Annotated in this window: 30 protein-coding genes; 12 read left to right on the forward strand and 18 right to left on the reverse strand. The window is 47.8% G+C overall.

Translation table 11 applies throughout. The features are described from left to right. The first annotated feature begins 61 nt into the window (after positions 1-61). Positions 62-625: a TetR/AcrR family transcriptional regulator gene (locus GUA87_RS17370; RefSeq protein ID WP_193717896.1), complete on the forward strand. Its 564-nt coding sequence runs from the start codon at positions 62-64 to the stop codon at positions 623-625. Positions 626-672: 47 nt separating this feature from the next. On the opposite strand, the gene GUA87_RS17375 is transcribed toward GUA87_RS17370, so the two are convergent. Both GUA87_RS17375 and phnF read right to left on the reverse strand, forming a co-directional pair. Beyond that, complete coding sequence (locus GUA87_RS17375) at positions 673-1,455, reverse strand: 3-hydroxybutyrate dehydrogenase (protein WP_193717897.1); 783 nt, start codon at positions 1,453-1,455, stop codon at positions 673-675. Between the two features lie 75 nt (positions 1,456-1,530). Further along, positions 1,531-2,244, reverse strand: coding sequence for a phosphonate metabolism transcriptional regulator PhnF (gene phnF, locus GUA87_RS17380; RefSeq protein ID WP_193717898.1), 714 nt, complete (start codon positions 2,242-2,244; stop codon positions 1,531-1,533). A gap of 131 nt (positions 2,245-2,375) precedes the next feature. On the opposite strand from phnF, the gene phnG reads away from it, so the two are divergent. The 8 genes from phnG to phnN are packed head-to-tail and all read left to right on the forward strand — an operon-like array spanning position 2,376 to position 8,639. Beyond that, positions 2,376-2,828: a phosphonate C-P lyase system protein PhnG gene (gene phnG / locus GUA87_RS17385; protein WP_193717899.1), complete on the forward strand. Its 453-nt coding sequence runs from the start codon at positions 2,376-2,378 to the stop codon at positions 2,826-2,828. Beyond that, positions 2,828-3,430, forward strand: a complete 603-nt coding sequence (gene phnH / locus GUA87_RS17390; protein ID WP_193717900.1) for a phosphonate C-P lyase system protein PhnH — start codon at positions 2,828-2,830, stop codon at positions 3,428-3,430. The genes phnG and phnH overlap by 1 nt, the downstream gene beginning before the upstream one ends. Beyond that, complete coding sequence (locus GUA87_RS17395) at positions 3,430-4,536, forward strand: carbon-phosphorus lyase complex subunit PhnI (protein ID WP_193717901.1); 1,107 nt, start codon at positions 3,430-3,432, stop codon at positions 4,534-4,536. Before phnH ends, GUA87_RS17395 begins: the two co-directional genes overlap by 1 nt. A 5-nt stretch (positions 4,537-4,541) precedes the next feature. Next, on the forward strand, positions 4,542-5,444 hold the full coding sequence (locus GUA87_RS17400; protein WP_193717902.1) for an alpha-D-ribose 1-methylphosphonate 5-phosphate C-P-lyase PhnJ: 903 nt from the start codon (positions 4,542-4,544) through the stop codon (positions 5,442-5,444). 2 nt (positions 5,445-5,446) lie between these two features. Beyond that, complete coding sequence (gene phnK, locus GUA87_RS17405) at positions 5,447-6,223, forward strand: phosphonate C-P lyase system protein PhnK (protein WP_193717963.1); 777 nt, start codon at positions 5,447-5,449, stop codon at positions 6,221-6,223. A 19-nt stretch (positions 6,224-6,242) separates the two neighbouring features. Beyond that, positions 6,243-6,932, forward strand: a complete 690-nt coding sequence (phnL, locus tag GUA87_RS17410) for a phosphonate C-P lyase system protein PhnL (protein ID WP_193717964.1) — start codon at positions 6,243-6,245, stop codon at positions 6,930-6,932. Position 6,933: 1 nt separating this feature from the next. Continuing rightward, on the forward strand, positions 6,934-8,076 hold the full coding sequence (locus tag GUA87_RS17415) for an alpha-D-ribose 1-methylphosphonate 5-triphosphate diphosphatase (RefSeq protein WP_193717903.1): 1,143 nt from the start codon (positions 6,934-6,936) through the stop codon (positions 8,074-8,076). Then, positions 8,076-8,639, forward strand: a complete 564-nt coding sequence (gene phnN / locus GUA87_RS17420) for a phosphonate metabolism protein/1,5-bisphosphokinase (PRPP-forming) PhnN (protein WP_193717904.1) — start codon at positions 8,076-8,078, stop codon at positions 8,637-8,639. The genes GUA87_RS17415 and phnN overlap by 1 nt, the downstream gene beginning before the upstream one ends. Here phnN and GUA87_RS17425 read toward each other — a convergent pair. The 13 genes from GUA87_RS17425 to GUA87_RS17485 form a co-directional block, all read right to left on the reverse strand. Continuing rightward, positions 8,625-9,332: a DUF1045 domain-containing protein gene (locus GUA87_RS17425; RefSeq protein ID WP_193717905.1), complete on the reverse strand. Its 708-nt coding sequence runs from the start codon at positions 9,330-9,332 to the stop codon at positions 8,625-8,627. The genes phnN and GUA87_RS17425 overlap by 15 nt on opposite strands. After that, entirely contained in the window at positions 9,332-9,976 is a 645-nt protein-coding gene (locus GUA87_RS17430; RefSeq protein WP_227712128.1) for a DapH/DapD/GlmU-related protein, read from the reverse strand. Before GUA87_RS17430 ends, GUA87_RS17425 begins: the two co-directional genes overlap by 1 nt. Further along, on the reverse strand, positions 9,973-10,779 hold the full coding sequence (gene phnE / locus GUA87_RS17435; RefSeq protein ID WP_193717906.1) for a phosphonate ABC transporter, permease protein PhnE: 807 nt from the start codon (positions 10,777-10,779) through the stop codon (positions 9,973-9,975). Before phnE ends, GUA87_RS17430 begins: the two co-directional genes overlap by 4 nt. A gap of 75 nt (positions 10,780-10,854) precedes the next feature. Next, complete coding sequence (phnD, locus tag GUA87_RS17440; protein ID WP_193717907.1) at positions 10,855-11,871, reverse strand: phosphonate ABC transporter substrate-binding protein; 1,017 nt, start codon at positions 11,869-11,871, stop codon at positions 10,855-10,857. A gap of 35 nt (positions 11,872-11,906) precedes the next feature. Then, positions 11,907-12,746, reverse strand: coding sequence for a phosphonate ABC transporter ATP-binding protein (gene phnC / locus GUA87_RS17445; RefSeq protein ID WP_193717908.1), 840 nt, complete (start codon positions 12,744-12,746; stop codon positions 11,907-11,909). 177 nt (positions 12,747-12,923) lie between these two features. Continuing rightward, positions 12,924-14,171, reverse strand: a complete 1,248-nt coding sequence (locus GUA87_RS17450; RefSeq protein WP_193717909.1) for an MFS transporter — start codon at positions 14,169-14,171, stop codon at positions 12,924-12,926. A gap of 78 nt (positions 14,172-14,249) precedes the next feature. Continuing rightward, complete coding sequence (locus GUA87_RS17455) at positions 14,250-15,452, reverse strand: MFS transporter (protein ID WP_193717910.1); 1,203 nt, start codon at positions 15,450-15,452, stop codon at positions 14,250-14,252. 91 nt (positions 15,453-15,543) lie between these two features. Next, positions 15,544-16,176 (reverse strand): class II aldolase/adducin family protein, encoded by a 633-nt coding sequence (locus GUA87_RS17460; RefSeq protein ID WP_193717911.1) that lies wholly within the window; start codon positions 16,174-16,176, stop codon positions 15,544-15,546. Continuing rightward, positions 16,176-17,258 carry an S-methyl-5-thioribose-1-phosphate isomerase gene (mtnA, locus tag GUA87_RS17465; protein ID WP_193717912.1) on the reverse strand — a complete coding sequence of 361 codons (1,083 nt, stop codon included), beginning with the start codon at positions 17,256-17,258 and terminating at the stop codon, positions 16,176-16,178. The genes GUA87_RS17460 and mtnA overlap by 1 nt, the downstream gene beginning before the upstream one ends. An 11-nt stretch (positions 17,259-17,269) precedes the next feature. Next, entirely contained in the window at positions 17,270-17,659 is a 390-nt protein-coding gene (locus GUA87_RS17470; RefSeq protein WP_227712129.1) for a DUF427 domain-containing protein, read from the reverse strand. A gap of 8 nt (positions 17,660-17,667) precedes the next feature. After that, positions 17,668-17,946 (reverse strand): DUF1318 domain-containing protein, encoded by a 279-nt coding sequence (locus tag GUA87_RS17475; RefSeq protein WP_193717913.1) that lies wholly within the window; start codon positions 17,944-17,946, stop codon positions 17,668-17,670. 85 nt (positions 17,947-18,031) lie between these two features. After that, a complete protein-coding gene (locus GUA87_RS17480) occupies positions 18,032-18,253 on the reverse strand; it encodes a YnbE family lipoprotein (protein WP_193717914.1) in 222 nt (73 codons plus the stop codon). Continuing rightward, entirely contained in the window at positions 18,250-20,862 is a 2,613-nt protein-coding gene (locus tag GUA87_RS17485) for an intermembrane phospholipid transport protein YdbH family protein (protein WP_193717915.1), read from the reverse strand. Before GUA87_RS17485 ends, GUA87_RS17480 begins: the two co-directional genes overlap by 4 nt. Positions 20,863-21,017: 155 nt before the next feature. Here GUA87_RS17485 and GUA87_RS17490 point away from each other — a divergent pair, with 155 nt between their 5' ends. Both GUA87_RS17490 and GUA87_RS17495 read left to right on the forward strand, forming a co-directional pair. Further along, entirely contained in the window at positions 21,018-21,680 is a 663-nt protein-coding gene (locus GUA87_RS17490) for a Crp/Fnr family transcriptional regulator (protein WP_193717916.1), read from the forward strand. A gap of 82 nt (positions 21,681-21,762) precedes the next feature. Continuing rightward, entirely contained in the window at positions 21,763-21,954 is a 192-nt protein-coding gene (locus GUA87_RS17495; RefSeq protein WP_193717917.1) for a DUF2892 domain-containing protein, read from the forward strand. Between the two features lie 66 nt (positions 21,955-22,020). On the opposite strand, the gene GUA87_RS17500 is transcribed toward GUA87_RS17495, so the two are convergent. After that, positions 22,021-23,199, reverse strand: coding sequence for a CaiB/BaiF CoA transferase family protein (locus tag GUA87_RS17500; RefSeq protein ID WP_193717918.1), 1,179 nt, complete (start codon positions 23,197-23,199; stop codon positions 22,021-22,023). A 188-nt stretch (positions 23,200-23,387) separates the two neighbouring features. On the opposite strand from GUA87_RS17500, the gene GUA87_RS17505 reads away from it, so the two are divergent. After that, on the forward strand, positions 23,388-24,563 hold the full coding sequence (locus tag GUA87_RS17505; protein WP_193717919.1) for a glycerophosphodiester phosphodiesterase family protein: 1,176 nt from the start codon (positions 23,388-23,390) through the stop codon (positions 24,561-24,563). A gap of 53 nt (positions 24,564-24,616) precedes the next feature. Here GUA87_RS17505 and GUA87_RS17510 read toward each other — a convergent pair whose 3' ends face one another. Together GUA87_RS17510 and GUA87_RS17515 are read right to left on the reverse strand one after the other, a co-directional pair. Continuing rightward, the gene (locus GUA87_RS17510; RefSeq protein WP_193717920.1) at positions 24,617-25,687 is read right to left on the reverse strand and encodes an ABC transporter ATP-binding protein; all 1,071 of its coding nucleotides are present in this window, start codon (positions 25,685-25,687) and stop codon (positions 24,617-24,619) included. Further along, entirely contained in the window at positions 25,684-26,685 is a 1,002-nt protein-coding gene (locus tag GUA87_RS17515) for an ABC transporter ATP-binding protein (RefSeq protein ID WP_193717967.1), read from the reverse strand. Before GUA87_RS17515 ends, GUA87_RS17510 begins: the two co-directional genes overlap by 4 nt. Positions 26,686-26,687 lie beyond the last annotated feature (2 nt).

Consider the following 26,687-nt stretch of genomic DNA (forward strand, 5'->3'; position numbering starts at 1 on the left):
AGTACATTAAAGGAGTGATTTTTTAGAATTTATTTGTACCAGTTGGTAAAAGGTGACTTGAATGAGCGCTTCGAAACGGGATGAACTAGTCCAGAAAGCCCTGAAAATCTTCTATAGGGACGGCTTTCATGTGACAGGAATGGACAAGTTGGTAAAGGAGACAGGCATCTCCAAAACCTCCATGTACAACCACTTCCGCACAAAAGAAGACCTCATCCTCGCTTCCTTGCGCTTGCGTGACGAACTGTTTAGGAATCGCACCTATCGGCGTATGGATGAACTCACCGACGACCCAAGAGAAAAGCTGCTTGCTATGTTTACGGCATTGGATGAATGGTTCCGCAGTGAGGAGTTCACTGGCTGCATGTTCATTAAGGCCTCAGGTGAATACCCAATACCGGGCACGCCAATCCACAGCTTCTCTGCCGAACATAAGAAACTGATCCTCTCTCACATTACAGATATTGCCCGTCAAGCAGGTGCCCGACACCCAGAGGATTTGGCAAGACAACTGATGATTTTAAAGGAGGGCGCCATTGTTACGGCGCATATGCAAGGCCCAGACAATGTCGCTGACGATGCGCGCGAGATTGCGAAAGTCATTATCGCCAAAGATATTGACTAATACCGACCAGTAAAGGCGCTTAAGACAATCCTTAAGCGCCTATATTTTTATTGGGCAGTCCAGCCACCGTCGAGTGTCAAGTTCACACCTGTCATGTTGGACGCCGCATCACTGCACAAGAATGCCGCAGTTTCAGCGAGTTGCTCTGGAGTTGCAAAACGCAAAGAAGGTTCTTTTGAGGCAAGCAGCTGCTTAGCAGCAGCTTCAGTATCCAGCCCTTCTTTTTCAGCTAACGCTTCAATTTGCGCTTCAACCAAAGGCGTGCGAACCCAGCCAGGACAAATGGCGTTACAGGTAATATGCTGCTCCGCATTTTCCAGCGCAACGACTTTGGTCAGACCAATAATACCGTGCTTCGCCGCTACATAAGCTGATTTTTCAACGGATGCCACTTGTCCATGCACAGATGCGATATTGATAATTCGGCCGTAATTGCGTTTCTGCATACCCGGAAGTGCCGCTTTAATTGCATGGAAAGCACTGGAGAGGTTAATCGCGATCACATCATTCCAGCGATCCGCTGGAAAATTTTCCACGCGAGAGACATGCTGAATACCTGCATTATTTACAAGGATATCGACAGATCCAAACTTTGCTTCAACCTCTTCAATCATAGAAGAAATGGCATCCGCATCGCGCATATCTGCCCCATTGTAATGGGCGGTCTTACCGCCAAACGAAGCCTGATCAATTGCAGTATTGATAGTTTGTTCGTCCCCAAGGCCGTTTATGACAACTTGCGCGCCCAACTTGGCAAAATGAACAGCCATCCCAAGCCCGATACCACTCGTTGAACCAGTTACGACTGCTACTTTTCCTTCAAGATTCATTTTCAATCCTCAGCTTATGTTGCGGTGCACATTGGCAAGAGAGATTAGGCAACTATCCCGTAATGGCAAGGGATTTTATTCAACAACCAACTGAACCCGGTCACTTGAAAAGCTGGTAAAGCCAAATTCTATGGGCATACCGTTTGAATCCACGTCCAGACTTTCTGTCATTAGGATAGGGCGATTTTTCTGCTGCTTCAAAAGTCCTGCGATCTTACCAGAGGGCAACTGTGCGCTCACCTTCGTGAACTTTCGCGAATAGTCATAAATTCCGTACTCGCGGAATGCTTCTGTAAGTGACTTTGTCCGCTTGAAAACATCCACTAAGTTGGAAAATCTTTTCGCTGGCAGAAAACTCTGACTAACCGCTAACGGCACGTGATCCGCCTCGCTGACGGAAAGGATTTCGATCACCTTATCACCCGCGGCGATTTTTAGGTTTCTGGCAACATTCGGCGATGCTTTTATCGTATCACTTTTAATGAGGCGCTTGTCTGGAAGGCGATGCCGACTGGATACAATTTGAGAAAATCTTGTTTTGCTTCCCACAGGATAGTCCAAGACACTTTCTTGCACAAAAGCCCCGCGCCCCTGCTCCACCCGGATTACATTGGCGTCAACCAAAGCGGCTATCGCTTGCCTCACTGTGTGCCGGTTCACCCCGAAAAGCTCTGCCAAAGCCATTTCGGTGGGGATCTTTTCCCCCGGTTTATAAACCTCCAGCGCAATATCCCTTAACAGATGCCGTTCAATCTGTTTCCAGATCGCCAGACCTTTTTCCCATTCCATATCTGCCTCGTCACAAAAGTTTCATACAGCTTTCGTCTTTCTGTCCCTTTAAGCGCTGTATACCGTAAAAAGATATAGACATCTAGACAAATTTTAAATTTGTAGAGTTAAATTTAGAAAGGCCGATTTGAATGTCGTCAGCAGACCTAACCCCAGCCCAGCAAGCGCGGCAGAATTGGATGGGAATCCTCGCCCGGAGCTCCGTTGAAGAGTTGGAAAACGAACTTTACCGCAACGACGAAACTCCAAATTACAGCTTCCTGCGGGAGCCAGAAATTGGCCTTGTAATGGTACGCGGCCGCGCTGGTGGTACAGGCAGCCGGTTTAACCTAGGTGAGATGACAGTAAGCAGATGTTCCGTTTCTTTGGAAGGCGGCACTATTGGCCACGGCTATGTCAAAGGTCGCAATCGTCGCCATGCAGAACTTATTGCTGTGTTCGACGCACTATTCATTGAAGAAGGCGCCCCTCGCCCATTTGTTGCTGAATTGGCAGAAAAACAATCAAACGTGAAGAAACAGAAATCTGTAAAAGCCGCAGCGACCAAAGTTGATTTCTACACAATGGTACGTGGAGAAGACTGATGAATGTAATGACCGATGCAGGCCCCTTAAGCGGCTTCACCAATCAAGCAACCGACAGCAACCGCGTTTTCAGAGCTGCTCTGGATGCCATGTCTCGCCCTGGCAAAATTGTAACCGTGCCTGAGTTTGCCACACCGGATGGCCTAAATAATGCCTCAACTGCAGTGCTACTGGCTCTGGCTGATGTGGATACGCCAATCTGGATCGATCCTGCAATTTGCAATGATGTTATTCTATCCCACCTCCGATTTCATACCGGCGCCGAGATAACAAGTGACGTGAGCAAAGCAGCTTTTGTGATCGCATCTGCCGATAGCGACGCAGATTATCTTACTGAGTTGTCGCTTGGCACACCTGAAATGCCACACATGTCTGCCACTCTCATTCTTCTGGTCGATGGCTTTTCTGATACTCCATCCATGGTCCTTTCTGGACCAGGAATTAAGGACAAGGAGACCTTAGGCGTTACTCCGTTACCCAAAGGTTTTCTTGAATGGGCGCAAGCGAACCAACGCCTCTTTCCCTGTGGTGTTGATACTTTTTTTGCTTCGGCAAGTTCGCTTGCTGCCCTCCCCCGCTCCAGCAATATTGAGGTGAAATAATGTATGTAGCTGTTAAAGGTGGCGAACGCGCCATTGAGAACGCCCACAAGTTGCTGGCAGAGTATCGCCGCGGCGATAAGGATGTGCCAGAGCTGGACGTCAAACAAATCGCAGAGCAACTGACACTCGCAACCAGCCGCGTCATGGCTGAAGGTAGCCTCTATGACAAGGAACTGGCCTCCCTTGCGATTAAACAGTCGCGCGGTGACTTGATCGAAGCCATCTTTTTGATGCGCGCCTATCGCACGACACTCCCTCGTTTCGGTTACTCAACACCTATTGAGACAAGTCGGATGGATATTATCCGTCGTATATCTGCGACCTATAAAGATCTTCCTGGTGGCCAAATCCTGGGTCCAACCTTCGATTACACACACCGCCTTCTCGACTTCACGCTTGCCGCAAATGGTGAAGCACCTTTGGAGACTGATGAAGCACCAGAGCAACTGGATGAGAATATGCCACGTGTTCTGGATGATTTGCTCCATCACGAAGGTTTAATCCAGAAGGAAGTTGTTTCAGAGAATGAAGCAGATGAAAAAGTCGGTGACCTTACTCGTGAGCCACTTGAATATCCTGCCAATCGCGATGTACGTCTTCAAAATCTGTCTCGCGGTGATGAAGGATTTATCTTGTCCTTGGGGTACTCAACTCAGCGCGGTTACGCCCGGAACCATGCCTTTGTTGGCGAAATTCGTTTTGGTGAAGTTGCCGTAGAAATCACCCCTGAAGAGCTTGGCTTCCCAATTGACCTCGGCGATATCGAAATCACTGAATGTGAAAATGTGAACCAGTTCAAAGGCTCCAAAACGGCGCTTCCGCAATTCACCCGCGGTTACGGCCTCACCTTCGGTCAGAATGAACGAAAAGTCATAGCTATGGCGCTCGTCGACAGGGCCCTTCGCGACAAAGAGATGGGCGAGGAAGTGACCTCTCCTGCGCAGGATGAAGAATTTGTCCTCTCTCACAGTGACAATATCGAAGCCACAGGCTTCGTCGAACATATCAAACTTCCCCACTATGTGGACTTCCAGTCTGAATTGGAACTGGTGCGCAAAATGCGACGTGAAGTGATGGAAAAACAAGCGCCTATCGCGGCGGAGTAATTAAAATGCCAGAGTTAAATCAACAAACTGAAAACTACAACTTCGCTTATCTGGATGAACAGACAAAGCGAATGATCCGCCGCGCCTTGTTAAAGGCCGTTGCCATTCCCGGATATCAAGTACCTTTTGCGGGCCGTGAAATGCCGATGCCATATGGTTGGGGTACTGGTGGCGTTCAGGTAACCGCCGCAGTGATCGGACCGGAAGACACACTTAAAGTGATTGATCAGGGTTCAGACGATACAACCAACGCAGTGAGTATCCGTAAATTCTTTGCAAAAACGGCTGGTGTTCCGACAACGGATAAAACCGATGCGGCAACCATGATCCAGACCCGCCATAGAATTCCTGAAAAGGAACTCAGGGAAGATCAGATCCTCGTCTATCAAGTGCCAATTCCTGAGCCACTTCGCTTTTTGGAGCCACGGGAGACGGAAACCAAAAAAATGCATGCCCTTAAAGAGTATGGGTTGATGCATGTGAAACTATATGAAGATATTGCCCGGCATGGACATATCGCCACTACTTACGCTTATCCGGTTCTGGTGAACGGACGTTATGTGATGGATCCATCCCCTATTCCAAAATTCGATAATCCAAAAATGAACAACATGCCTGCGCTTCAACTCTTCGGCGCCGGACGTGAAAAACGCATCTACGCCCTTCCTCCTTATACGGAAGTGAAGAGCCTGGACTTTGAGGATCATCCATTTGTCATACAAGAGTGGGAAGATATCTGCGGAATGTGTGGTGCGGATAATACCTTCCTTGATGAAGTGATCCTGGATGACCAAGGCAACCGAATGTTCGTCTGTTCAGACAGCGACCATTGCAACGAAAGACAAGCGGCAGGATTTAGCGGCCCACAAAACGGAAATGCCCCCTTCACACCGGAGGCAGCAGAATGAGTATGGAACAAGAAACGATATTACGGGTTCAAAACCTGACAAAAATGTATGGTGACCGGGTTGGTTGCGAGAATGTAAACTTCGACCTGTGGCCAGGTGAAGTTCTTGGTATTGTGGGCGAATCCGGTTCTGGCAAATCTACATTGCTCAACTGCATCTCCGCTCAATTAAAACCAACAACGGGTGATGTCCTCTACAATACGCGCGTTGAAGGTCACAAAGATGTCTACGAAATGTTCGAGCCAGAACGCCGTCTTTTAATGCGCACTGAGTGGGCTTTTGTACACCAAAATCCGCGTGATGGTCTTCGTATGAATGTCAGTGCGGGTGCCAATATTGGCGAACGTCTTATGGCCATCGGCAACCGCCACTATGGTGATATCCGGGAAACAGCAGATAGTTGGCTTTCAAAAGTGGAAATCACAAGTGATCGCCTCGACGACCTTCCAGCCACCTTCTCTGGCGGCATGCAGCAGCGACTGCAGATTGCTCGAAATCTGGTGACAGCACCAAGGCTTGTTTTTATGGACGAACCTACCGGTGGCCTCGATGTTTCCGTTCAGGCAAAACTGCTCGACCTTCTACGCAGCCTCGTTCGTAATTTGGGTCTCTCCGTCATCATCGTGACCCACGATCTGGCAGTTGCCCGCCTTCTATCCCATCGCTTGATGGTTATGCAGAAAGGTCAGGTTGTTGAAAGCGGCCTGACCGATCAGGTGCTTGATGACCCTCAACACCCCTACACTCAACTTCTTGTCTCTTCCATTTTGCAAACTTGATAGGCCTGCCATGACTGAAATGTTAAAAATTGAAAATGTCGGGAAAAGCTTCACGTTGCACACCCAAGGAAGCGCAACAATTCCCGTATTCAAGAACATCAACTTCCTGCTTTCAGCTGGTGAATGTGTTGCCCTTACTGGCCAATCCGGCGCTGGTAAAAGTACCTTCATGCGGATGGTATATGCAAACTACCTCTGCCAGGAAGGAACCATTCAGGTGTTTCACAATGGTAAGTGGCTGGAAGTCACTGATGCCACATCTCATGACATTCTGGAAATGCGCAAACATACCATGGGTTATGTTAGCCAGTTCTTGCGGGTTATCCCACGCGTGTCCACACTTGATATCGTAAGTGAGCCACTAGTGATGATCGGGGCCAGTGAAGAAGCTGCGAAAGATAAAGCGGCTACACTTCTTGCGCGCCTTAACATTCCTGAAAATCTCTGGTCGTTATCGCCGCTGACTTTCTCAGGTGGGGAGCAGCAGCGCGTTAATATCGCCCGCGGGTTTATTGCGGATTACCCGATTATGCTGTTGGACGAACCAACTGCCTCCCTTGACGCGGTGAACCGCCAAACAGTTCTCAACCTCATCGAAGAAGCCAAGGATCGCGGCTCCGCCATTCTCGGGATTTTCCACGATCAGGCTGCCCGTGACGCGGTCTGCACTGGAAGCTTCGACGTCACTCAATATCATGTTGGAAACTAAGATGGCTGAACAGATTTTTACCAACGCCAAAATTGTCCTGGCCGATGAAGTTATTCATGGCTCCATCGCCGTGAATAAGGGGCATATTACCGACATATCTGAAACGCCTTCCCACTTACCTCAGGCATTGGATATGGGAAACGATTATATCATGCCAGGACTGGTGGAACTGCACACCGACAACCTTGAAAAGCACATGACACCACGGCCGAAGACAGAATGGCCACCGATTGCGGCGGCGGTTGCCCATGACAATCAGGTCGCAAGTGCAGGTATCACCACTGTTTTTGACGCGATTGCGGTCGGTGACGTCAACGATGGCAGTGCCCGAATTAAACGCTTGAATGACAGCATTAACAGCCTCACTGACGCCAAAGAGAAAAACCTGCTTCGTGCAGACCATCTGGTCCATCTGCGCTGTGAAGTAAGCTTTAGCGGAATGCGCGAAGCTCTGGACCGCTTGTCGAGCCATAAACTGGTGAAGATGCTTTCCATTATGGACCACACACCCGGTCAGCGACAGTTTGTCAGCCTTGACGCCTATTACACTTACTATCAAGGCAAATACGGTCTCAATGATGAACAGATGAAAGTTTTCATCCAGGACCGCAAAGATGACCAGGAACGCTACAGCGTTCCCCATCGCCGTCATGTTGTTGAAACAGCCCGTTCATTGGATCTGGCCCTTGCAAGTCACGATGACGCGACAGAAGAACATGTCCGCGAAGCTGTTGAAGATGGCATTACTGTGGCTGAATTCCCAACGACAATGGAAGCAGCCGCGGCCTCACATAAAGCAGGACTTGGCGTGATGATGGGCGGCCCAAACCTTGTTCGGGGCGGATCTCATTCAGGCAATATCGCGGCTGGCGATCTGGCGAAAGAAGGATATCTGGATATTATTTCCAGTGACTACGTCCCTCACAGTTTGTTGCACGGTGCCATGCTTCTTTTTGATGATATGGAAGGCTATGACTTACCGCGGGCCATCCGTCTTGTAAGCAAGAACCCTGCGGAAAGTGTTGGTCTTACCGATCGCGGAGAAATCAGTATCGGTAAGCGCGCCGACCTTATTCACGTTCATCACTCCCCTCATCATCCGGTTATTCGGGGTGTATGGCGTGAAGGCATGCGAGTATCCTGATGGGCCACGGTAAACTTGTATTAGTCGTGGGCCCAAGTGGTGTTGGCAAGGATAGCCTCCTTGCCACTGCCAAAGAACATCTTCAGGACGACGACCGGGTTATTTTCACCCGCCGCTATATCACACGAGAGCAGGACGCTGGCGGGGAAGATCATCTCGAAATCTCCGCTGAGGAATTTGAACGTAAACAAGAGGCCGGTGACTTTGCCCTTTACTGGGATGCGCACGGCCTCAAATATGGTGTACCCGCCTCCACATTGCGCGATGTCAAATCGGGTCATACGGTCGTTGTAAATGTGTCTCGCAGCGTCATTGACGTTGCACGGCGTACATACCCATCTGTCATCGTTGCCAGTATTACAACGGCGCCAGAGATCTTAAGGGAAAGACTTCACGGTCGTGGCCGTGAAAGTTTAGATGACATTGAAGCCCGAATTGCACGCGCGACCGCGTTTCAGATCAATGGTGACGATGTTGTCGAAATTGACAATAGTGGCGCACTTGAAACCGCCGCTCAGAATTTTGTTAAAGTTATCGAGGCGAGAGAATTACTCTCCGCCTGATAACGAATATCTTTTCAGCAGTTGGAACGGTTTGTTAGCGCCAGGATCCGCGAAAAGACAAAGCTCACGGATCTGGAAATCTTCATCACAGACATCTGACATAAGCTCTTCCAGTATCGGTTGAACGACCTCCATTTCCTCACGAGTTAGGCTATCGGTCAATGTCAGATGGAAACGGAACTCATCCATTACATATGGATATCCATAGCGCTGCAGATACGCTTCTTGTTTATCTGTCAGCCCTCTTGCACGGCGCTTCGCAAGCTGCTCTTCACTCTGAGGCCCTCTGAACCTATCCAGTTCCCGAACCACAGTACCGGCAACTCGCTCTATGCCGCTCAGATCACCAGTGGGTACAAAACACAAAAAACTTCCGATACGGTGTAGTTTTAAGGGGCCTGAAATCGCAGGGTTCAATTGTCCTGACAAAGCCTGTAAAGCCAGATCCAAATCGTGAACGCTGCACTCACTGCTCAAGGTGAAAGGTGGTTGTAGTGTTCCGTGAAAGCCATATCGCTGAGGAGATCGGGTGAAGCCGTCTATTTGCACGTCTGTGAAATCCACAGCTTTTGGCGGCGCCATTGCGGCACCCGTTTCAGGATCGCGCCCAAGCCAGCCGCACCCATAACGCATAAGCGCCGAACCTGAGGTCGGCGCATAATAAATTGCGTATCTTTCAAACCCTTCCATCATCACTCCGGGTCGTATTTAAGACAAAAATCACGGGCGTCCAGTTCCCTAAAATCACGAAGGCGAGCTTCCAGTTCTAGATGAGACCAATCCCACCAGGCAATTCGCAAAAGGGCTTCTTGCGTGATTTTGTCAAACCGCTGCCGAATTGGCGTTGCAGGTATGCCGACTGCGATACTGTACGGTGGGATATCTTTCGTGACAACTGCACCGGACCCCACAACCGATCCAGTTCCAATCGTCACGCCGCCCTGGATCACCACACCATGGCCAATCCATACATCATGACCGATCTTTACACGGTTCTCACGGCGCCAATCGAAAAAGTCTTCATCATCTTCACCGAGTTTATAGGCTTCGCTGCGGTATTGAAAATGATGCATAGACGCGCGATCCATGGGATGTTGGCCCGGATTGATACGTACATGCGCTGCAATATTGGCGAATTTGCCAACTTCCGAATAAATAATATCCCCATCATTTACGATGTAGGAATAATCACCAAATTCGGTTTCCACCATTTTTGTCCGGGCCCCGACTTCCGTCCAGCGCCCCAATTTGCTTTTATCGACAAAAGCAGAACTATCTATGGTGGGCTCTTCCGACAGGCTTTTCACTGCCGGAAGGTTTAACGTCATTGTGTTCATGTCACCATCTTCCGAAGACGCTGTGACAGCAGGTCAAGCAGGCTGACACTGGCGATAATGATGATCATAACGGCAGCTGTTTCCGCGTAATAGAAGCCGCGGATATATTCCCAAAGCACCATGCCGATACCACCCGCACCAACGATACCAAGAACAGTCGCAGAACGTACATTTGATTCAAAGCGGTAGAGAGAATAGGAAATCCAAAGAGGCAAAACCTGTGGGATCACACCAAAGATCACTTCCTGAACGCCGGTTGCGCCGGTTGCACGGATGCCTTCAACTGGCTGAGGGTCAATTGCTTCAACGGCTTCGGAGAACAGTTTTGCCAGAACACCTGTGGTGTGGATCCAGAGGGCAAGCACACCGGCAAATGGGCCAAGACCCACAGCAACCACAAACAACATGGCGAAGACCATTTCATTGATAGCACGTGCGGCATCCATTAGACGACGAACTGGCTGATAAACCCATGACGGGACAATGTTTTCTGAACAAAGAATGCCAAGTGGAATGGAGCATACAATGGATAGAGCTGTTCCCCAGATTGCGATCTGGATCGTGATCCACATTTCGCTCAGGTAAAGTTTCCATTCCAGAAAATTTGGTGGAAAGAAGCCGGCTGCGAAATCCACCATATTTTGTGAATTTTCAAACAGGGCCATCGGACGCATATCCGCGCCTTCCCAAGAACTTACAAGAAGGGCTAAAACAACACCCCAGATCAGCATATTAACGAATGATCGCTTTGTATCGCGAGGGGGGAGGCCGATTTGTCCAGAAGTGGTCGATGCGGTAGCCATTTTATTACACCCTAAAATTTCTAAAGAAATGGCGCCCACCAACAGTGGACGCCATCAAGTTCAACTCAACTTTTATTATTTGTTCGCTGCGAGGATGGCGAGATCAGCCAGTTTCGCGTTGATTTTTGACAACATTTCTTTCTTGTCTGCATCACCAATCTGAGCGTTTTTCTGGATTTTCAACTTGTCTTTAAACAGAGCCAGCTGACGGATTGGATATAGCTGAGTGTTGTTGCTTTCCATAAACAGGCCCATGCCGTCGGAGATACCTGCGAGAACTTTACGGGCACCAGCTACGTCACCAAGACGACCGTAACCAAGGAAGAAAGCTTTGATTTTAGATTTCAACTCTTTGGACATGTCTTTGCGGTAAACCATTGGATCAGATGGGATCAATGGAGATGTCCAGATCACTTTAATTTTTTCAGCAGAAGCTGGTTGCTTCAGCTTGGTGCGTGAAATCTGCTCTGAGTTGTTAGCTGCGATATCAACCTGTTTGTTAGCTGTCGCCATCAGGTTTGTTTCGTGGTTTGCGTTACGAACAGTTTTGAAGCATTTCTTTGGATCAACGTTGTTCTGAGCGAACACGTAGTAGCTTGGTACCAAGAAACCGGATGTGGAGTTTGGATCACCGATACCGAAGTTCAAAGACTTATCACATTTGAAGATATCTTCGAGCTTATTGATTTTGTCGTTATCAGCATGGGTAATGATGTGAGAGTAATAACCCTGGTTACCATCGGCTTTAGATGTCTGAACGAAAACTTCACCACCGGAACGGTCAACAGCTTCCATACCTGATTTGTTACCGAACCAAGCTACATGAACTTTACCGAAACGCATGGCTTCAATAACACCGGCATAATCTGGTGCGAAGAAAGCGTTTACTTTCATGCCAAGTGTTTCTTCCATATCTTCAAGGAATGGAAGCCACTGAACTTTCAGGTTAGACGTAGATTCTGTGGAAATGATACCAAAAGCGATTTCCTTTGGATCTTCTTTCAGTGGTTTAAAAGCCATTTCAGCTTTTGCAACACCAGTTACCATCATTGTTGCGGCAACTGCTGCAGATACAAGCATATTGCGGATCATAATCTTATCTCCAATTGAGTGCTTAGATTGAGGTATTATCCAACTGCCATGACGAGTTCTTCGTCCATGGTAGGTTTTAGGGTTTCGAGGCTTGGAGCGTTGTCACCAAATAGTTCGGCACTTTCTTCTCCGTATAGCTCTTGCAGAAATGCTGGGGTCAACTGTGTAGAAGGCCCATCAAATACAACACGACCATCGCGCATAGCTATTGTGCGGGGGCAGAATTCTGTGGCGTAATCCACCTGATGCAGGCTCAAGACAACAGAAATGCCATCTTCTTGATTGATGCGCTGAAGTGACTTCATCACTTTGCGTGAAGACGCCGGGTCCAGAGAGGCAATAGGCTCATCCGCCAACACAAGCTTCGCGCCTTGCGTCAATGCACGGGCAATCGCGGCACGCTGCTGCTGACCACCTGACAGGTTTGACGCGCGCTTACCTGCATGTTCGGCAATCCCCATACGATCGAGGGCCGCCATAGCTTTCAGCTTTTCGTCTTTGTAGAAAAGACCAAGTGTTCCGCGCCAGGTTGGTACTTTACCAAGAAGCCCCATAAGGACGTTTGTCAGAACGGACAGGCGGGTAACCAGATTGAACTGCTGGAACACCACACCAACTTGCGATCGAATACGGCGGGCGGAACCGGCGATGCGGCCGTTTTCCTGCATAGTTGAGTCGAGAACTGTCACCTTTCCGCCGTCGCGATCCCCTTTGATGAGGCCAGCGACATGACGCAGAAGTGTTGACTTCCCTGAACCGGACGCGCCGATCAGGGCCACCATTTCCCCTTCTTGGATATTGAAGGAAACACCATTAAGGGCTTTCTTACCCTCAGCGAATGTTTTGCTTAAGTTCTCTACTTTTACAGCCGACATACGTTCACCCTTGCCCGTTTTTTTCATGGCAGGATGTTAAAAAGGCTGTCGGTCAGTCCTGTGATACAAAAATGACAGAACGATTAATTTTGACTTAGATCACCCCAACAATCGACGAACTTGTCTAGACAATACTGTGAGTTTCGACGGGTTCGCATGGTAACCCGTCGAGAGATTCTAGATCGCCTGACGTTCCGCGAGCGATTGCTCTTTCACTGGTAGATGAATAACTGCTGAGAAGACACCAACGGCAATTCCAACCCACCAAACGATGTCGTATGAACCGAACTGATCGTAAAGCGTGCCCCCCAGGTAGACCCCCAGGAAAGACCCCAGCTGATGGGAGAAAAAGACGATGCCGTACAAAGTTCCCATGTATCTGAGGCCGTAAATATGCGCCACCAGACCAGAGGTCAATGGAACTGTTGCCAGCCACAAAGATCCCATAACAAGCGAGAATAAAATCACTGTTGTCGGTGTCATAGGCAGCATAATGAACAAAATAGATGCAACCGTACGGCCGACATAAATCAGGGAAAGAAGGTATTTTTTAGTGTAGTTCTTCCCCAAAGCCCCTGCGGCAATTGTTCCCGCTACATTCGCAAGACCGATCAGCGCGATTGCAAACGCCCCCAATGCGGAGGTAGATGAAATGCCTATACCGTTCAAAACACTGTCAGCAGGAATAGCACTGCAAACTTCCGTGATAAATGCTGGGAAGTGGGCCGTCACAAACCCAAGCTGGAAACCACAGGAAAAGAACCCCAAAAAGATCATCGAATAGGAAGGATCGTAAAAAGCCTTCTTCAAAATTCCAGACAAGCTCTCCTCAAGTTCAGCTTTTGAAGCGACAGGCGCATCTGAACGCATTAATGGCAAGAAGACTAAGACCGCCATAATCGCCACCGCGAAAATCAAGAAGACCTGAGACCAGTTCATGCTTTTAAGCAAATAGTCCGCGACAGGTGGGCCAATGATTTGCCCAACAGAACCTGCAGCCGTTGCAATACCAAGCGCCATAGATCTGTTTTCATCTGATGCCGCGCGGCCAACAACCGCCAAAATCACACCAAAACCAGTTCCTGCGACCCCAAATCCAACCAGAATTTCATAGAATTGATGCTCTAGTGGAGAGACAGCAAAGCTACTCAGCACAAGCCCCAAGGCGTAGACAATTGCCCCAAGAATAATGGCAAGTTTTTCACCAAATTTTTCCGCGAAGGCACCAAAAATTGGCTGCCCTACACCCCATGCCAAATTCTGAATGGCAATCGCCAATGAAAACTCGGTTCGAAGCCAGCCGAATTCCTCAGCAATAGGGATCTGAAAAACCCCGAAACTTGCACGAATAGCGAAACCTGCCATAAGAATGAGGCAGCCCGCCAGAAGAACCGGCGTGAACAGTTTAGAAGAATTATCGGTCATGAGGGTCTATTTGGAATGAATGATCAAATACACCCTAATTCTTATCGCAGAAGAAAGACTTAAGCAAGTTAGTAATATTTATTCGGCCTTTGGCTGCCTTGAGAATTTGATCGCCAGAAGAAACGCGCCAAGCCCAAGAACGACGACACCTAAGAAAACTCTCAGGACAAGATCATATCCCCCCTGTTCCCACAACAGTGAGGCCAGAAAAGCCGAAAAAGCTGCTCCAGTAAAAAATGGAACAGAGATAGCCCCTGATTTTAGACCGAAGTTTTTACCTCCCATCAGTTCACGGCTCACGACCGGTTTCATAATACTCATGACGCCAATGCCACTTCCTTGCAGGATAATAGATGGGATCAACAACCAAGGGTGAACTGCCGAGTAATAAAGGCAAATAACTGCTGCAAAAGAAAAGACAAAACACCCACAGGCAATGACCAGCCGCGACACATATCTTTCAACCAGAAAAACTGCCAGTCGCCCTGCGACCTGCATAGGTCCCATAAAGCTCGCCGCCATCACAGCAAGATCAGGATCAAATTGCCGATCTTTCAGCATAAGAAGCAGATGATTTATCAACGCCGTGTGGGTCGTGTAGATGAAGGCAAAGGAAAGCGCGAGCGCCCAGAATGTTCCTTCCAGCAAAAAATGATAACGCCCCTTATCTACTTCATGCGGCTCATCATGTGTTAGCTCATCCGGTTCAGCATGGCGGGCCAAAGACGTGGTGCCATACCAAATGAGAGGCGCGGCCCCAAAACAGACAAGGCAGGTAAAGACAAGAACGGCGTTTCTCCAGCCTGCGAGATCAGCCACAAAATGATTGAGCGGAAAAGAGAGAGTTCCAGCAAGCCCCGCAACCAAGGTAATGATCGTAATATACCGTTGTGCTTTTAAGCCCTTGGTCCTGATTAAGAATGAAAAGCATGGTTCATACAACGCGCCTGCCATGCAAATCCCCATCAATATCCAGACAATATAAAACAAGGTCAGACTATCGATGAAATATAAACTGGAGAGGAGCAAACCTCCGGCAAAACACGCAGCGGTCAGCATTACTGGTCCCCGGCCGCTATCAACAATCCGCCCTGCGAGGGGAGAGAATGCAGCGGACGCCAAGATAGCCATCGTAAAGGCTGCGGTCAGTTCTGTGCGCGACCACCCAAAGCCGTCTTCCCAATAAACAATCAAAGCCGGAAATATGTAGTAAATCCCTGCCCATACCAGAGTTTGCCCAAGGGCAAGGCTCCAAATTGCTTGTCTGTCACTTAATGTCATTACGGGTGAGGCCTAAAGATGTGTTCTTTTTTGACCAAGCTTAATCGCTTGCGAAAGGCCCGACAATCTTAAAGCAGTCATTCATTACTTTTTAATCTGAAAACTGCCCATACCCTTTGAATTTCTCAATGACGCGATCCATTTCTACATCATCAATCATCTTGCCGCCGCCTAGCTGTCGGACCATCGCATAAGCTTCACACAGTTTTTCAATTTCCAGCGCCATTGCAAGGGCGGAGGGTAAATCCTCCCCGACCGCTAATAGTCCATGATTTCCAAGAAGGCAGGCTTTGCGGTCTTTCATGGCTTCAACTGCTGCCTGAGAAAGTTCTTCTGTGCCAAATGTAAAATATGGGGTGCATCGTATGTCTTTACCACCCGCCACCGCGACCATGTAATGGAAAGCCGGGACATTTTCTTGCAAACAAGAAACAGCTGTGGCGAATGTGGAATGTGTATGAACGATCGCACCAATATCACTGCGACTGGCATATAGATCCTGATGGAACCTCCATTCACTAGAAGGTTTACATCTTCCACTTGATCCACCGGACATATCCATTTGCACCATGTCTTCAGGGCTGCACATGTCATAGGCCATCCCTGTCGGTGTAATCAGATAACCGTCTTCACATCTGACACTTACATTACCAGCCGATCCATGATTCAAGCCGATTTCATTCATTTTTCGTGCTGTGGATAACAGTTTATCTGCAAAAGACATTATTCTGCTGCCTCTTTTGGGAATAGATTGCGCAGCGATGATGCGTAAGGAGCTACCGCAATCCCTTTTTCAGTGATGATACCGGTTACCAGATCTGCAGGTGTCACATCAAATGCTGGATTTGCGACCTTAACAGCTTCAGGTGCGGTTCGGCGCATCCCAAACTCGGTAACCTCTTCCGATTCACGTTGCTCAATCGGAATGTCAGTCCCACTCATTGTATCAAAATCAATAGTTGATGAAGGGCAAGCCACATAAAAAGGAATACCGAAATGCTGGGCTAAAATGGCAACACCAAGAGTTCCAATTTTGTTGGCCACATCACCGTTTGCGGCGACCCGATCCGTGCCGACGATGACCAGATCAATCAGGCCTTGCGCCATCAAGTGTGCAACCATGTTATCTGTGTTTAAAGTGACGTCTATGCCTGCTTGCTGCAGCTCCCACGATGTAAGACGTGCGCCCTGCAACAAAGGACGCGTCTCATCCGCATAAACCCGGAACTTTACGCCAGCCGCATGGGCGACATACATAGGGGCAGTTGCCGTTCCCAATTCAGATGTGGCAAGTGATCCGGCATTGCAATGGGTCAACACGCCCATCCCTTCCTTGATCAGTGGCGCGCCATTTTCCCCCATACCACGGCAGAGGGCTTTATCTTCTTCATGAATACGGATCGCCTCAGCGACAAGCAAATCATAAAGCGCAGCTGAGTTTTCAGCACCATCAATCATTCGGGAAGCAAAGTTTTTCATTCGCCGAAGCGCCCATCCAAGATTAACTGCGGTGGGCCGCGCACTGTCTAGATAATCAGATGATTTTTCAAGCTCCCGCATGAATAGATCTAGCGGTTGAGCACGGTAGGGTTTAAGAGCAACACATAACCCGTAAGCAGCAGCGATACCAATCGCAGGTGCCCCGCGTACTTTCAGAACTTTAATGCCTTGCCAGACATCTTCGACTGTCTCCATCTTTTCGATGACAGTTTCCAACGGGAGGCGCGTTTGATCGAGCATGAACATCTCTCCCTCCTGCCATGACACGGCCCGCGGCAATGAGGCTGGCAAAAGTTCCTTGTTCATGACGATCCCCTTTAAGTTTTTATTTCTCGCACCTGAAACGGCCCCATCTCAGTGTAGAAGCACCCATAATTCTGGATAGAGGCACATTCCTGATAAGGTTCATTATACCCCCAGAGCGCATCCTTCAAGACCTGACCTTCTAAGGTTAGGCTCCAATAGCTGGCAGTTCCTTTAAAAGGGCAATAGGTTTCCGTATCTGTTGGGGCAAGATAATCTTCTTTAATGGAAGAAAGCGGAAAGTATATTCGCTCAGGATATGTGGATTCTTTTAAAGAGACGGCTGTATCGCTTCGCGCAATTTCAACGCCGTCAAACTCTACGACATACACTCCTTGAAGCGGCACCAGTTCCATTGGATGATCTGGGTATTTTATAAACCCGGGTGCCGCCTTCAAAGTCATCTCAGCACCTACTTCTGAATCCAGTTGCCATCTTTATTCAGGAACCAGCCACCATCAGGAAGGCGTTTGTATAGCTGTTCACCGTAGATCTCTCCGATCTGTTCCACGCTGACTTTCTGTTCTCTTGCGCGTTGGATATAGAGCTTGCGGCGCTTGCTGTTGACCGCTATCACAAATTCCTTTGCACTTTTCGCCCGCGCCCTAGCAAAGCCATCATAGGCTTCACCCACCGCACCGCTCGCACGCAGATCATCAAGCTGATCCGCTTTGGCAGGCGTCGCGAACATGAACGAGCCTGCCATAACAGCAACACATGCTGTGGCTAAAATTCTCCGACGAGATACTTTTGTTGTTTTCCCTGCGCTCAACATATCAGAAAATCTCCGAGTTATTTTCAATATCGTCATTAGCCTGCTCTTCAATCTTCAATTTCACTTCAGCATCCAGCTTGATGTTCAGATTGATGGTAATAGGCTCGGACGGTGTTTCAACCTTCACGGTCGGGCTACAGGCTTGTAATACAAGCGCTAAACCGGATACCAGACAAAGGCGCGCGATAGTGTCAGATACAGTCACTTCATGTCCTATATTCATTTTTTTCGGTCCCTCACGGTAGCACGCAGTGCCTCTTCGGACAAGCGATAGGCTTCCAGTATTGTGTTGAATATCTTATCTAAATTTGTCGAAAGATTGACATTGAGAACAACCGGACGATTATTCTCTACATTGGGGTTGCCACCTTTTGCGCTGAGCGCAATGACATCTTCACCTGTCTCAGGTTTATTAATTTCCAGAGATAAGTGCGAATAGTTGAAATTTTCCAGGATATCCAGCAGCAGCTTCGTCTGCTCTCCCCCAAGGGATAGAGCTTCTCTTGCCTGATCGGATTTCATTTTAACGACACCCGGCCCATCTGCTGCCAGTTTCCCATTTTCAATGATGAGTTTGTTACCATCGAACCGAAGGGGAATTCGCCCGCTAAGAGCTCCTGTAGCAACAACATCCTCAAACTCTCCAAGAGACATAAGCTCTTCTAAAGAGAGTTTATAAAAATTCATCTGCAAATCATTGGTTTCATTTGCAAGGTCGATCACGCCATCTCTAATCTCTGCAGCTCCACCAAAGATCTGCAACAACAACCGATCAATAAATAGGACTGGGGCGTCTTTGTCTTGAAACACTCTAAAGCTAAGTTCCGGGTCATTGATGGGCAGCCCCGCGAATATTCGCCGCGCAGTGATTGTCTGAGCTTTGGAAATCTTAATGGGTAACAACTGATCTACTTCAATCGTGCCGTTGACCCCTTCGATAAATATTCCATCTCTTTCCATATCCAATGCATCTATAGAAACTCGCGCATCTCCAGTGACCACCCCTGCGCTCCACTGTATATTCGCGGTGCCGCCCACATCTCCATCCAAAATGAGGTTACCAGTGTCTATTTTTGCCAAATCTTGGACTTGGAGCCCGTCCCTTGAAAAAGGAATATCCCAAAGTTCAACTTTCACGCTTCCATTAGATTTGGAAAGTAAATGTTTTCCATCCCAACTCAACAAAGGTCCGGTTATATCTGTCGTTCCTTGACCCTTGAAGGTCACTTCGTTCAAGTTAAAACTTCCGGTACTTTTAACTGTCACCGGAAGTTTCCAAGGTACATTTTGAAAACCAGATAGCTTCAAATTGGACAGCGAATAGGTTCCTGCTTGCAGACTTTCATCTATCGTTGCGTTTATTGTTCCGCCATTAAAACTGGCGCGATACCCTTTAAAACGGGATCTGCCAACAAGTTTATCGACAGTGACATTTATTTGATTTCCCGGTTGATAGTCCTTTGCTTTCACTCGAAAGCCCAAACGGTCGATAACGCCTTCCGGTGTTGTGACGTTCAAGCCTTTGCCCGCCAATTTAAATTTGGAAATATTGGTCTTATTCGGCGCTATATCCGCCTCAACCCCTCCTGAAATCTGGCCGTTTATTTTGATATCAACAGGCCAAGACTTACCAAAAAGTTTTAGAGGGTCAATTCCTTTACCCCCAACCTTGAGTTTATGTAGTTGCGCGGAAACTTTAGCCGCATTTTCAGGCAACTGGAAATCAAGCATGTAATCAACAGCCAACACCTCACCCGATGATATCAATTCACCGCCTAACGCCAAGTGTTGACCATCGAATGAACCGCTATATGTGGTTTCCAAGGCTGGCAAGACGTAATCTTCTCCAGGAAGAGTTGCTTTACCGACCTTCAAGTCTCCATCAAACAGCAACCCATCTTTTTCACTATCTTCAAACGGAAAGCGCCCTTTGACCCTAAAATGTGACGCTACATCCCCTGTCAGCAAAGGGAGTTTAAGATCAGGGTAGAAATGAGACGGCTGCAAACCTTCTGGTGTGAATGAGAAATGCTCTAGCTTCAGGTCAGCTTCAACTATTTCTGAAGTGCGATGATAGGTCGCTGAAAAATCTGCATTCGCGGAGGCATTGGGTGCATTTGCCTTAACTGAAAAATTCGCAAATTCTTTACCTAAATCACCGGAAACAAGCACATTCAGTAAGGGGATTTCAGCCCCAAGAAATTCAGATTGAACAGTAAACTGGGTAGGTGACAATTTGAAGCGTTCATCTTGAAGATCACCAGAGAAGAGGAGATTTCCAGCCCGTATCTCAGTCCATTTCTCAAATTTTTTGTACTTTCCTCCAACCCGCATTTTAATATCAAGGGTTCGACTTCCTGTAATTTGACCTTCTAGAGTGGCCACAAGATCTGTATCTTCAGATTTGGCGACAACATCAATTTCTTTAAAGACAACATCCGGTATTTCTAACGGTTCCGCCGCAGGCTCATCACTCTTGCTTTGGCCAGCCACTGCCTGCAGTTCCCTCCAAATGCCGCTTTCAGGCTTGCTGATATCAATCACCCCTCTTGGGATGATAATTTCTTTGAGGTTTACATTCGACCAATCCTCAATCTGATAACTTACCGTCACTTCAGAAAGGGAGATTTCGTGACCTAACTGGACCTCGGATAATTTGGCAGATGAAAGATCCAGTTCGCTAACCTGTACTGAGGCATTTGCAATCCCAAGATCATCAATCACGACTTCAACAACTGAATTGATGATGGGAACACGAAACGCCCAAACCAGCGCACTTCCCGCGGCGATTACCGCAATCAACACTGCCAGTATTTTGAGCGCCTTACTCATGTATTCCCCAGTCTTAGAAACCTGCTCAGAACAATAACAAAATGTTTTATTTAATAGGTCAGCCACATGATGCTAGCATAAAGAATAAACAAATCTCTTCTCAAAAGCCGCATCCCCTATTACCCTTAAAACACTGTACATATTATGGGGCGAATATGACAACTAACTGGATCGCAGAATTTGCTGAGCTGAGTGAACTGGCGGCACCTGATCAGGAATACTTAAGCGCACATTGTAAAGAACTTACATTGCCAGAGGGGCAAACTGTTTTTGCACCGGGAATGGAGGCGGAGAATTTTCTGCTCTTACGCTCAGGCATTGTGAAGGTCGTGCAGATTTCAAACTCCGGCCGCGAGATAGTGCTCTATCGCGTAGGCAGTGGAGAGACATGCATCCTGACTACAAGCTGTCTTTTATCCCGGGACAGCTACAGCGCTGAAGCAATTACAGAAACAGAAGTTGTCGCCCTTGTTATGCCTCGCGCTGCTTTTAATGATCTTCTAGCCCGATCAGAAGGGTTTCGAACATTTGTCTTCTCCAACTATGCAAACCGCATTTCATCTCTCATTCATCTGGTAGAGGAAGTAACGTTTGAACGAATAGATAAAAGGCTCGCTCAAAAGATCGCGATCATGGCGAAAGACAATAATCCGATCAATTCCACCCATCAGAAACTGGCAACTGAGCTTGGCAGCGCGCGCGAGGTGATCAGTAGGCATTTAAAAGAATTTGAAAGGCGTGGATGGGTCACCGTAGGGCGTGGCCAAATCCACATCAACGATTTGGATCTTCTAAATCAGTTTGCAGAAGAAAAATAACCTCCGGTGACATAGTCACAGACAGTTCTGATCGACCTTTGTAATTTATGTTCATTATCAGCTTTGATCGCGGAGACGAACAATGAGCAAGAACGAAGGTACAATCGACAGAATTTTACGCATTATTGGCGGTATTATCCTGTTATCCCTGACTGTTGTAGGCCCCGAAACCCCATGGGGCTATATTGGATTGGTTCCGCTTCTGACGGGTCTTGTTGGATACTGCCCGCTTTATAGCATCCTTGGTATCTGCACCCTGAAAAAAGCTGCGTAATACCTCCTGTGGTAGGGGGATTTTTCTTCCCTTCTTGAAGTCCCCCTATCCTTCGGATTGATGCCCTCAGGTTTTTCGAACGACACCTGAAGATTTTAGCGCCTGAATTTCATCGTCTGAAATTCCCATAGCTTTTAGGACATCATCGCTATGTTCACCAATACGTGGGCTGTGAGTTAGTTCATGACCTTGTTCGAACCCATCAAATCCTGGAATACGCGGTAACGGGATTTCACCCACCACATCATGCTTGACCCAACGGTAACTATCCACCGCTTTAGGCTGTTCATCTTCAAGATAGTCTTTATATCCGTTGATCGGGCTTTGGATGACACCCGCATCGTTCAAGATTTTGGCCCATTCCTGCGTTGTTTTTTTCAAAAACTCAGCACGCAATTCTTTCATCAGTGGCTTTTCATTTACTACACGCTTTTCACGGCTGTCATAGTCAGAGTGATCAGCCAGATCATCTCGGCCTAGCGCTTTACAAAGTGACGTGTAGTGGTGCTCTCTCATGACCGCAATACCAATATAACCATCGCTTGTTTGCATGGTACCAGCAGGCACGTAAAGGACATTAGGACTGCCCCCCTCCAAATGACTTTCCAGAATTTTAGCACTTTGAAAAGCTGCAGCCGCCTGCATCAGATTACTGTCAATATACCGGCCTTTACCTCGGATGGAGCGTGAAATGATCGCTTTCAAAAGGCTTTGATATGAGAACATGCCTGTCAGAAAATCGATGATTACCATACCTGTCTTCATGGGAAGACCGTTTTCATCGCGTGTGATGGACATCCAACCAGAGAAACCCTGAATAGCACTGTCTGTTACCGGACGATCGCTGTACGGACCTTCCTGCCCATAACCAGTGACAGACAGGTAGATAACATTTTCGTTGTCTTTTTTGACACTGTCATAATCAAGGCCGAATTTCTTCATCACCCCTGGACGGAAGGATTCCAAGACGATATCTGCTTTGGCCGCCATTTCTTTCGCCAAAGCCAGTCCTTTTTCAGATTTCAGATCTAGCGCGATCGACTTCTTACCAAGGTTGACGATCAAGGAATGGGCACAGTGATCTTCATAAGTCGTACCAAGGGTTCGCGCCCAATCACCGTCAATCGGTTCAATTTTAGTCACCATCGCGCCAGCCTGCGCAAGCAACATACCTGAATATGGCCCGGCAACGCCTTGGCTGAAATCAGCTACAATCAGCCCTTCAAGGGGTTTATCGTCGTTCATTATCACATCCTCTTTATGGGTGCTTTTTTGATAAGTTTGTAAATTTTACATACCTCATACAAACAAATGAGGCCATCAAAAACGACAATGGCATGACAACTTTTATTCACAAATGAATTTAAAAAAATTGTATTGCGCCCAACAAAATACTGGTTGATCCTGCAACAAACAACAGGATGGAAAAACTGATGAAAAAATTCTTGATTGTCGCTGCGTTACTCAGCGCAGCACCTGCATATGCATTAGGCCCTGATACAGGAGAGCGCCCTCGTCACCTTATAAACCAATTGAAAGAAGGTACGTTAAAAGAAAAATTACTGTCCTGTCAGGGGCAAGAACAGACACCATCCAAGTTTTCCATCGGTCATCGCGGCGCACCGTTTGCGTATCCAGAACATACAGAACAGTCCTATCGTGCGGCAGGTGCTATGGGCGCAGGTATTATTGAATGTGATGTTACCTTTACTAAAAATGGTGATCTGGTTTGCCGCCACTCCCAGAAGGATCTTCACACCTCCACCAATATTGTTGTGAGTGACCTTGGGTCAAAATGTACAACGCCGTTCGAAGGTGGCAGCAATGGCGGCAATGCGCAAGCTGAGTGCCGCACAAGTGATCTGACGACTGAAGAGTTTTTATCGCTGAAGGGTAAGAAAGACGGCGCAAATAAAACGGCGACGACAGCGGAAGAATATCTGAAGGAGGCAGAGCCTAATGGCACGCTGCTTACCCATAAGCAATCCATCGCCCTTATCGACAGCTTAGGTGCTGATTTTACCCCTGAATTGAAAAGTCCGGCAGTTTCCATGCCTTTTGGTGGCATGTCACAAGAAGATTATGCCCAGAAAATGATTGATGAATACAAGGCCGCGGGTATTTCTCCGGACCGCGTGTGGCCTCAGTCGTTTAATTTCAAAGATATTGAATACTGGATTAAAAACGAGCCTGAGTTTGCCAAGCAGGCTGTTTTTCTAGATGCCCGGTATCGCAAAGGGATCGACCCACAGGATCCTGGTACCTTCTACCCGGACATGGCCGAACTTAAAGCAAAGGGCCTGAACTACCTAGCTCCTCCCCTTTGGATGTTAGTCACAGTGCAAGATGACAAAATCGTTCCCTCTGCCTATGCAGTAGAAGCAAAAAAAGCCGGATTGAAACTGATCACCTGGACGCTGGAGCGAAGTGGCCCTTTGGAAAAAAACAAAGGCGGCTGGTATTATCAGTCCATTGCGGATCTTGTTGAAAATGACGGCGCAACATACGAACTGCTTCACGTCTTAGCCCAAGATGTAGGTGTCGTTGGTGTTTTTTCAGACTGGCCGGAAACGGTCACCTACTATGCCAACTGTTTCGGTTTAAAATAAAACAAGCAAAAAGCCCGGTGAATTTCTTCCCGGGCTTTTTTTCATCTCTCTGACTAGCTCTTTGGTCTTGAGAAATCAAAGTCATCAGCGTGATGGCAGGCCACAAAATGTTCTGGCGCCACTTCCCTCCATTCAGGTTCTTTCGCGCTACATTCTTCCGTTGCATATGGACAGCGGGTATGGAAACGGCACCCTGACGGTGCTGCCAAAGGATTGGGAATTTCACCTTCCAATTTGATCGGGTCAAATTCCACATCCGGATCTGAATGCGGGATCGCAGACAAAAGCGCATGTGTATATGGATGACGCGGATTAAAGAACAGATCTTCGGTATTGGCATACTCAACAAATTTACCAACATACAAAACCGCCACCCGGTGGCTCATCTGCGCAACGACAGAAAGATCATGGGCGATAAACAGGAAGGCAACTCCTGTTTCTTCCTGAAGATCCTTCAACAGATTCACGATTTCTGCCTGAATAGATACATCCAGCGCCGACACACTTTCATCACAAACTACAAAGTCAGGATTTGTTACAAGCGCTCGGGCAATACAAATACGCTGACGCTGACCACCTGAAAACGCATGTGGGAAGCGCCGCAAGTGTTCCAAATTCAACTTACAACGGGCAGCAACATCACGAACCCTTTCATCAATCTCATCCCGTTTCGTCAACAATCCTCCAGCGACGAGCGGTTCCGCTATAATATCGCGAACCGTCATACGTGGATTAAGTGAAGAATAGGGATCCTGAAAAACAAGGCTCATTCTTGGTCGGAATTGACGAAGCTTTTCGCCTTTCAAGGCATGTATCTCGACAGGTGCGCTATCAAAATCAATAGCTTTGCCTTTGGCCGGTTTACGGTAATGAGTATGTTCACTATCTGATCCGTAATATATAACCTGACCATCAGACGGATCAATCGCGCGCAAAATTGCACGACCAATCGTAGTTTTCCCTGAGCCAGATTCACCGACAAGACCAACGGTTTCACCGCGTCTAACATCAAAGCTGACATTGTCAACGGCGCGAAGTTCAATTGTTTCTGATTTAAACAATTTCTTTGTTGTAATGGGAAAGCGGACTTCCAGATTTTTCACTTCAATCAAGGTGTCACTCATGCTGCGCTCCTCCCTTTCTCGGTATAAAGCCAGCAAGCAACTGACCTTCCTTCTTCCACAACCGTTTCAGTTGGCGTCTCCTGATCACAAAGACCTGCGATCTTCTTGGCACAGCGCGTTTGGAAAGGGCAGCCAGAAGGACGGGCGTATGGGCTCGGGATATCCCCCGGAACCGGACTTAAGCGATGGGTCAACTGATCCAGTTTCGGGATCGCCTCCAACAAACCTTCTGTATAGGGATGCATAGGATTGCGAATAATGTCACGGGTTGCCCCGCGTTCCACAATCGTACCCAGATACATAACGGCTACTTCGTCAGCGATATGCGAAATCACACCAAGATCGTGGGTAATGAAAATCATCCCCATTCCCAGATCCCGTTGCAGATCGGACATCAACTCCAAAACTTGCGCCTGAATGGTGACATCCAGCGCTGTCGTTGGCTCATCCGCAATCAGCAACTGAGGTCCAGCAGATAACGTCAGCGCGATCATGGCACGCTGCCGCATTCCTCCAGACATTTCATGAGCATATTGATCAATACGCTGGCTTGGGTTTGATATCCCAACTTTGTCCAGCATCTCAATGGCAAACTCACGGGCTTCTTTTTTGCGTTTGTCTGTGTGAAGACGGATAGCCTCAATCATTTGGTTCCCAACAGTGTAGACCGGGCTAAAGGACGCCATGGGTTCCTGGAAAATCATTCCGATTTCACCGCCCCGCAGGTCACGAAGTTGCCGACTACGTAGTTTTAGCTTCTCAATGTCAACTAAATCTCCGTTTTTAGCTTGATATCGCATGTGGGTATCTTCGCCCAAAATAGCGGTACCCGGCAGAAGTCGCATAAGTGCTTTGGTGGAAATAGATTTACCAGATCCAGATTCACCAACAATGCCCAGCGTTTTCCCTTTATAGACAGAAAAACTGACCCCTTGTACCGGATGGATCATGCCCTCATCCGTGCGGAAGGAAATGGACAGATTTTCAACTTTAAGCATTT

Origin of the sequence: Sneathiella sp. P13V-1, assembly GCF_015143595.1 — a bacterium.
Classification (GTDB): Bacteria; Pseudomonadota; Alphaproteobacteria; order Sneathiellales; family Sneathiellaceae; genus Sneathiella.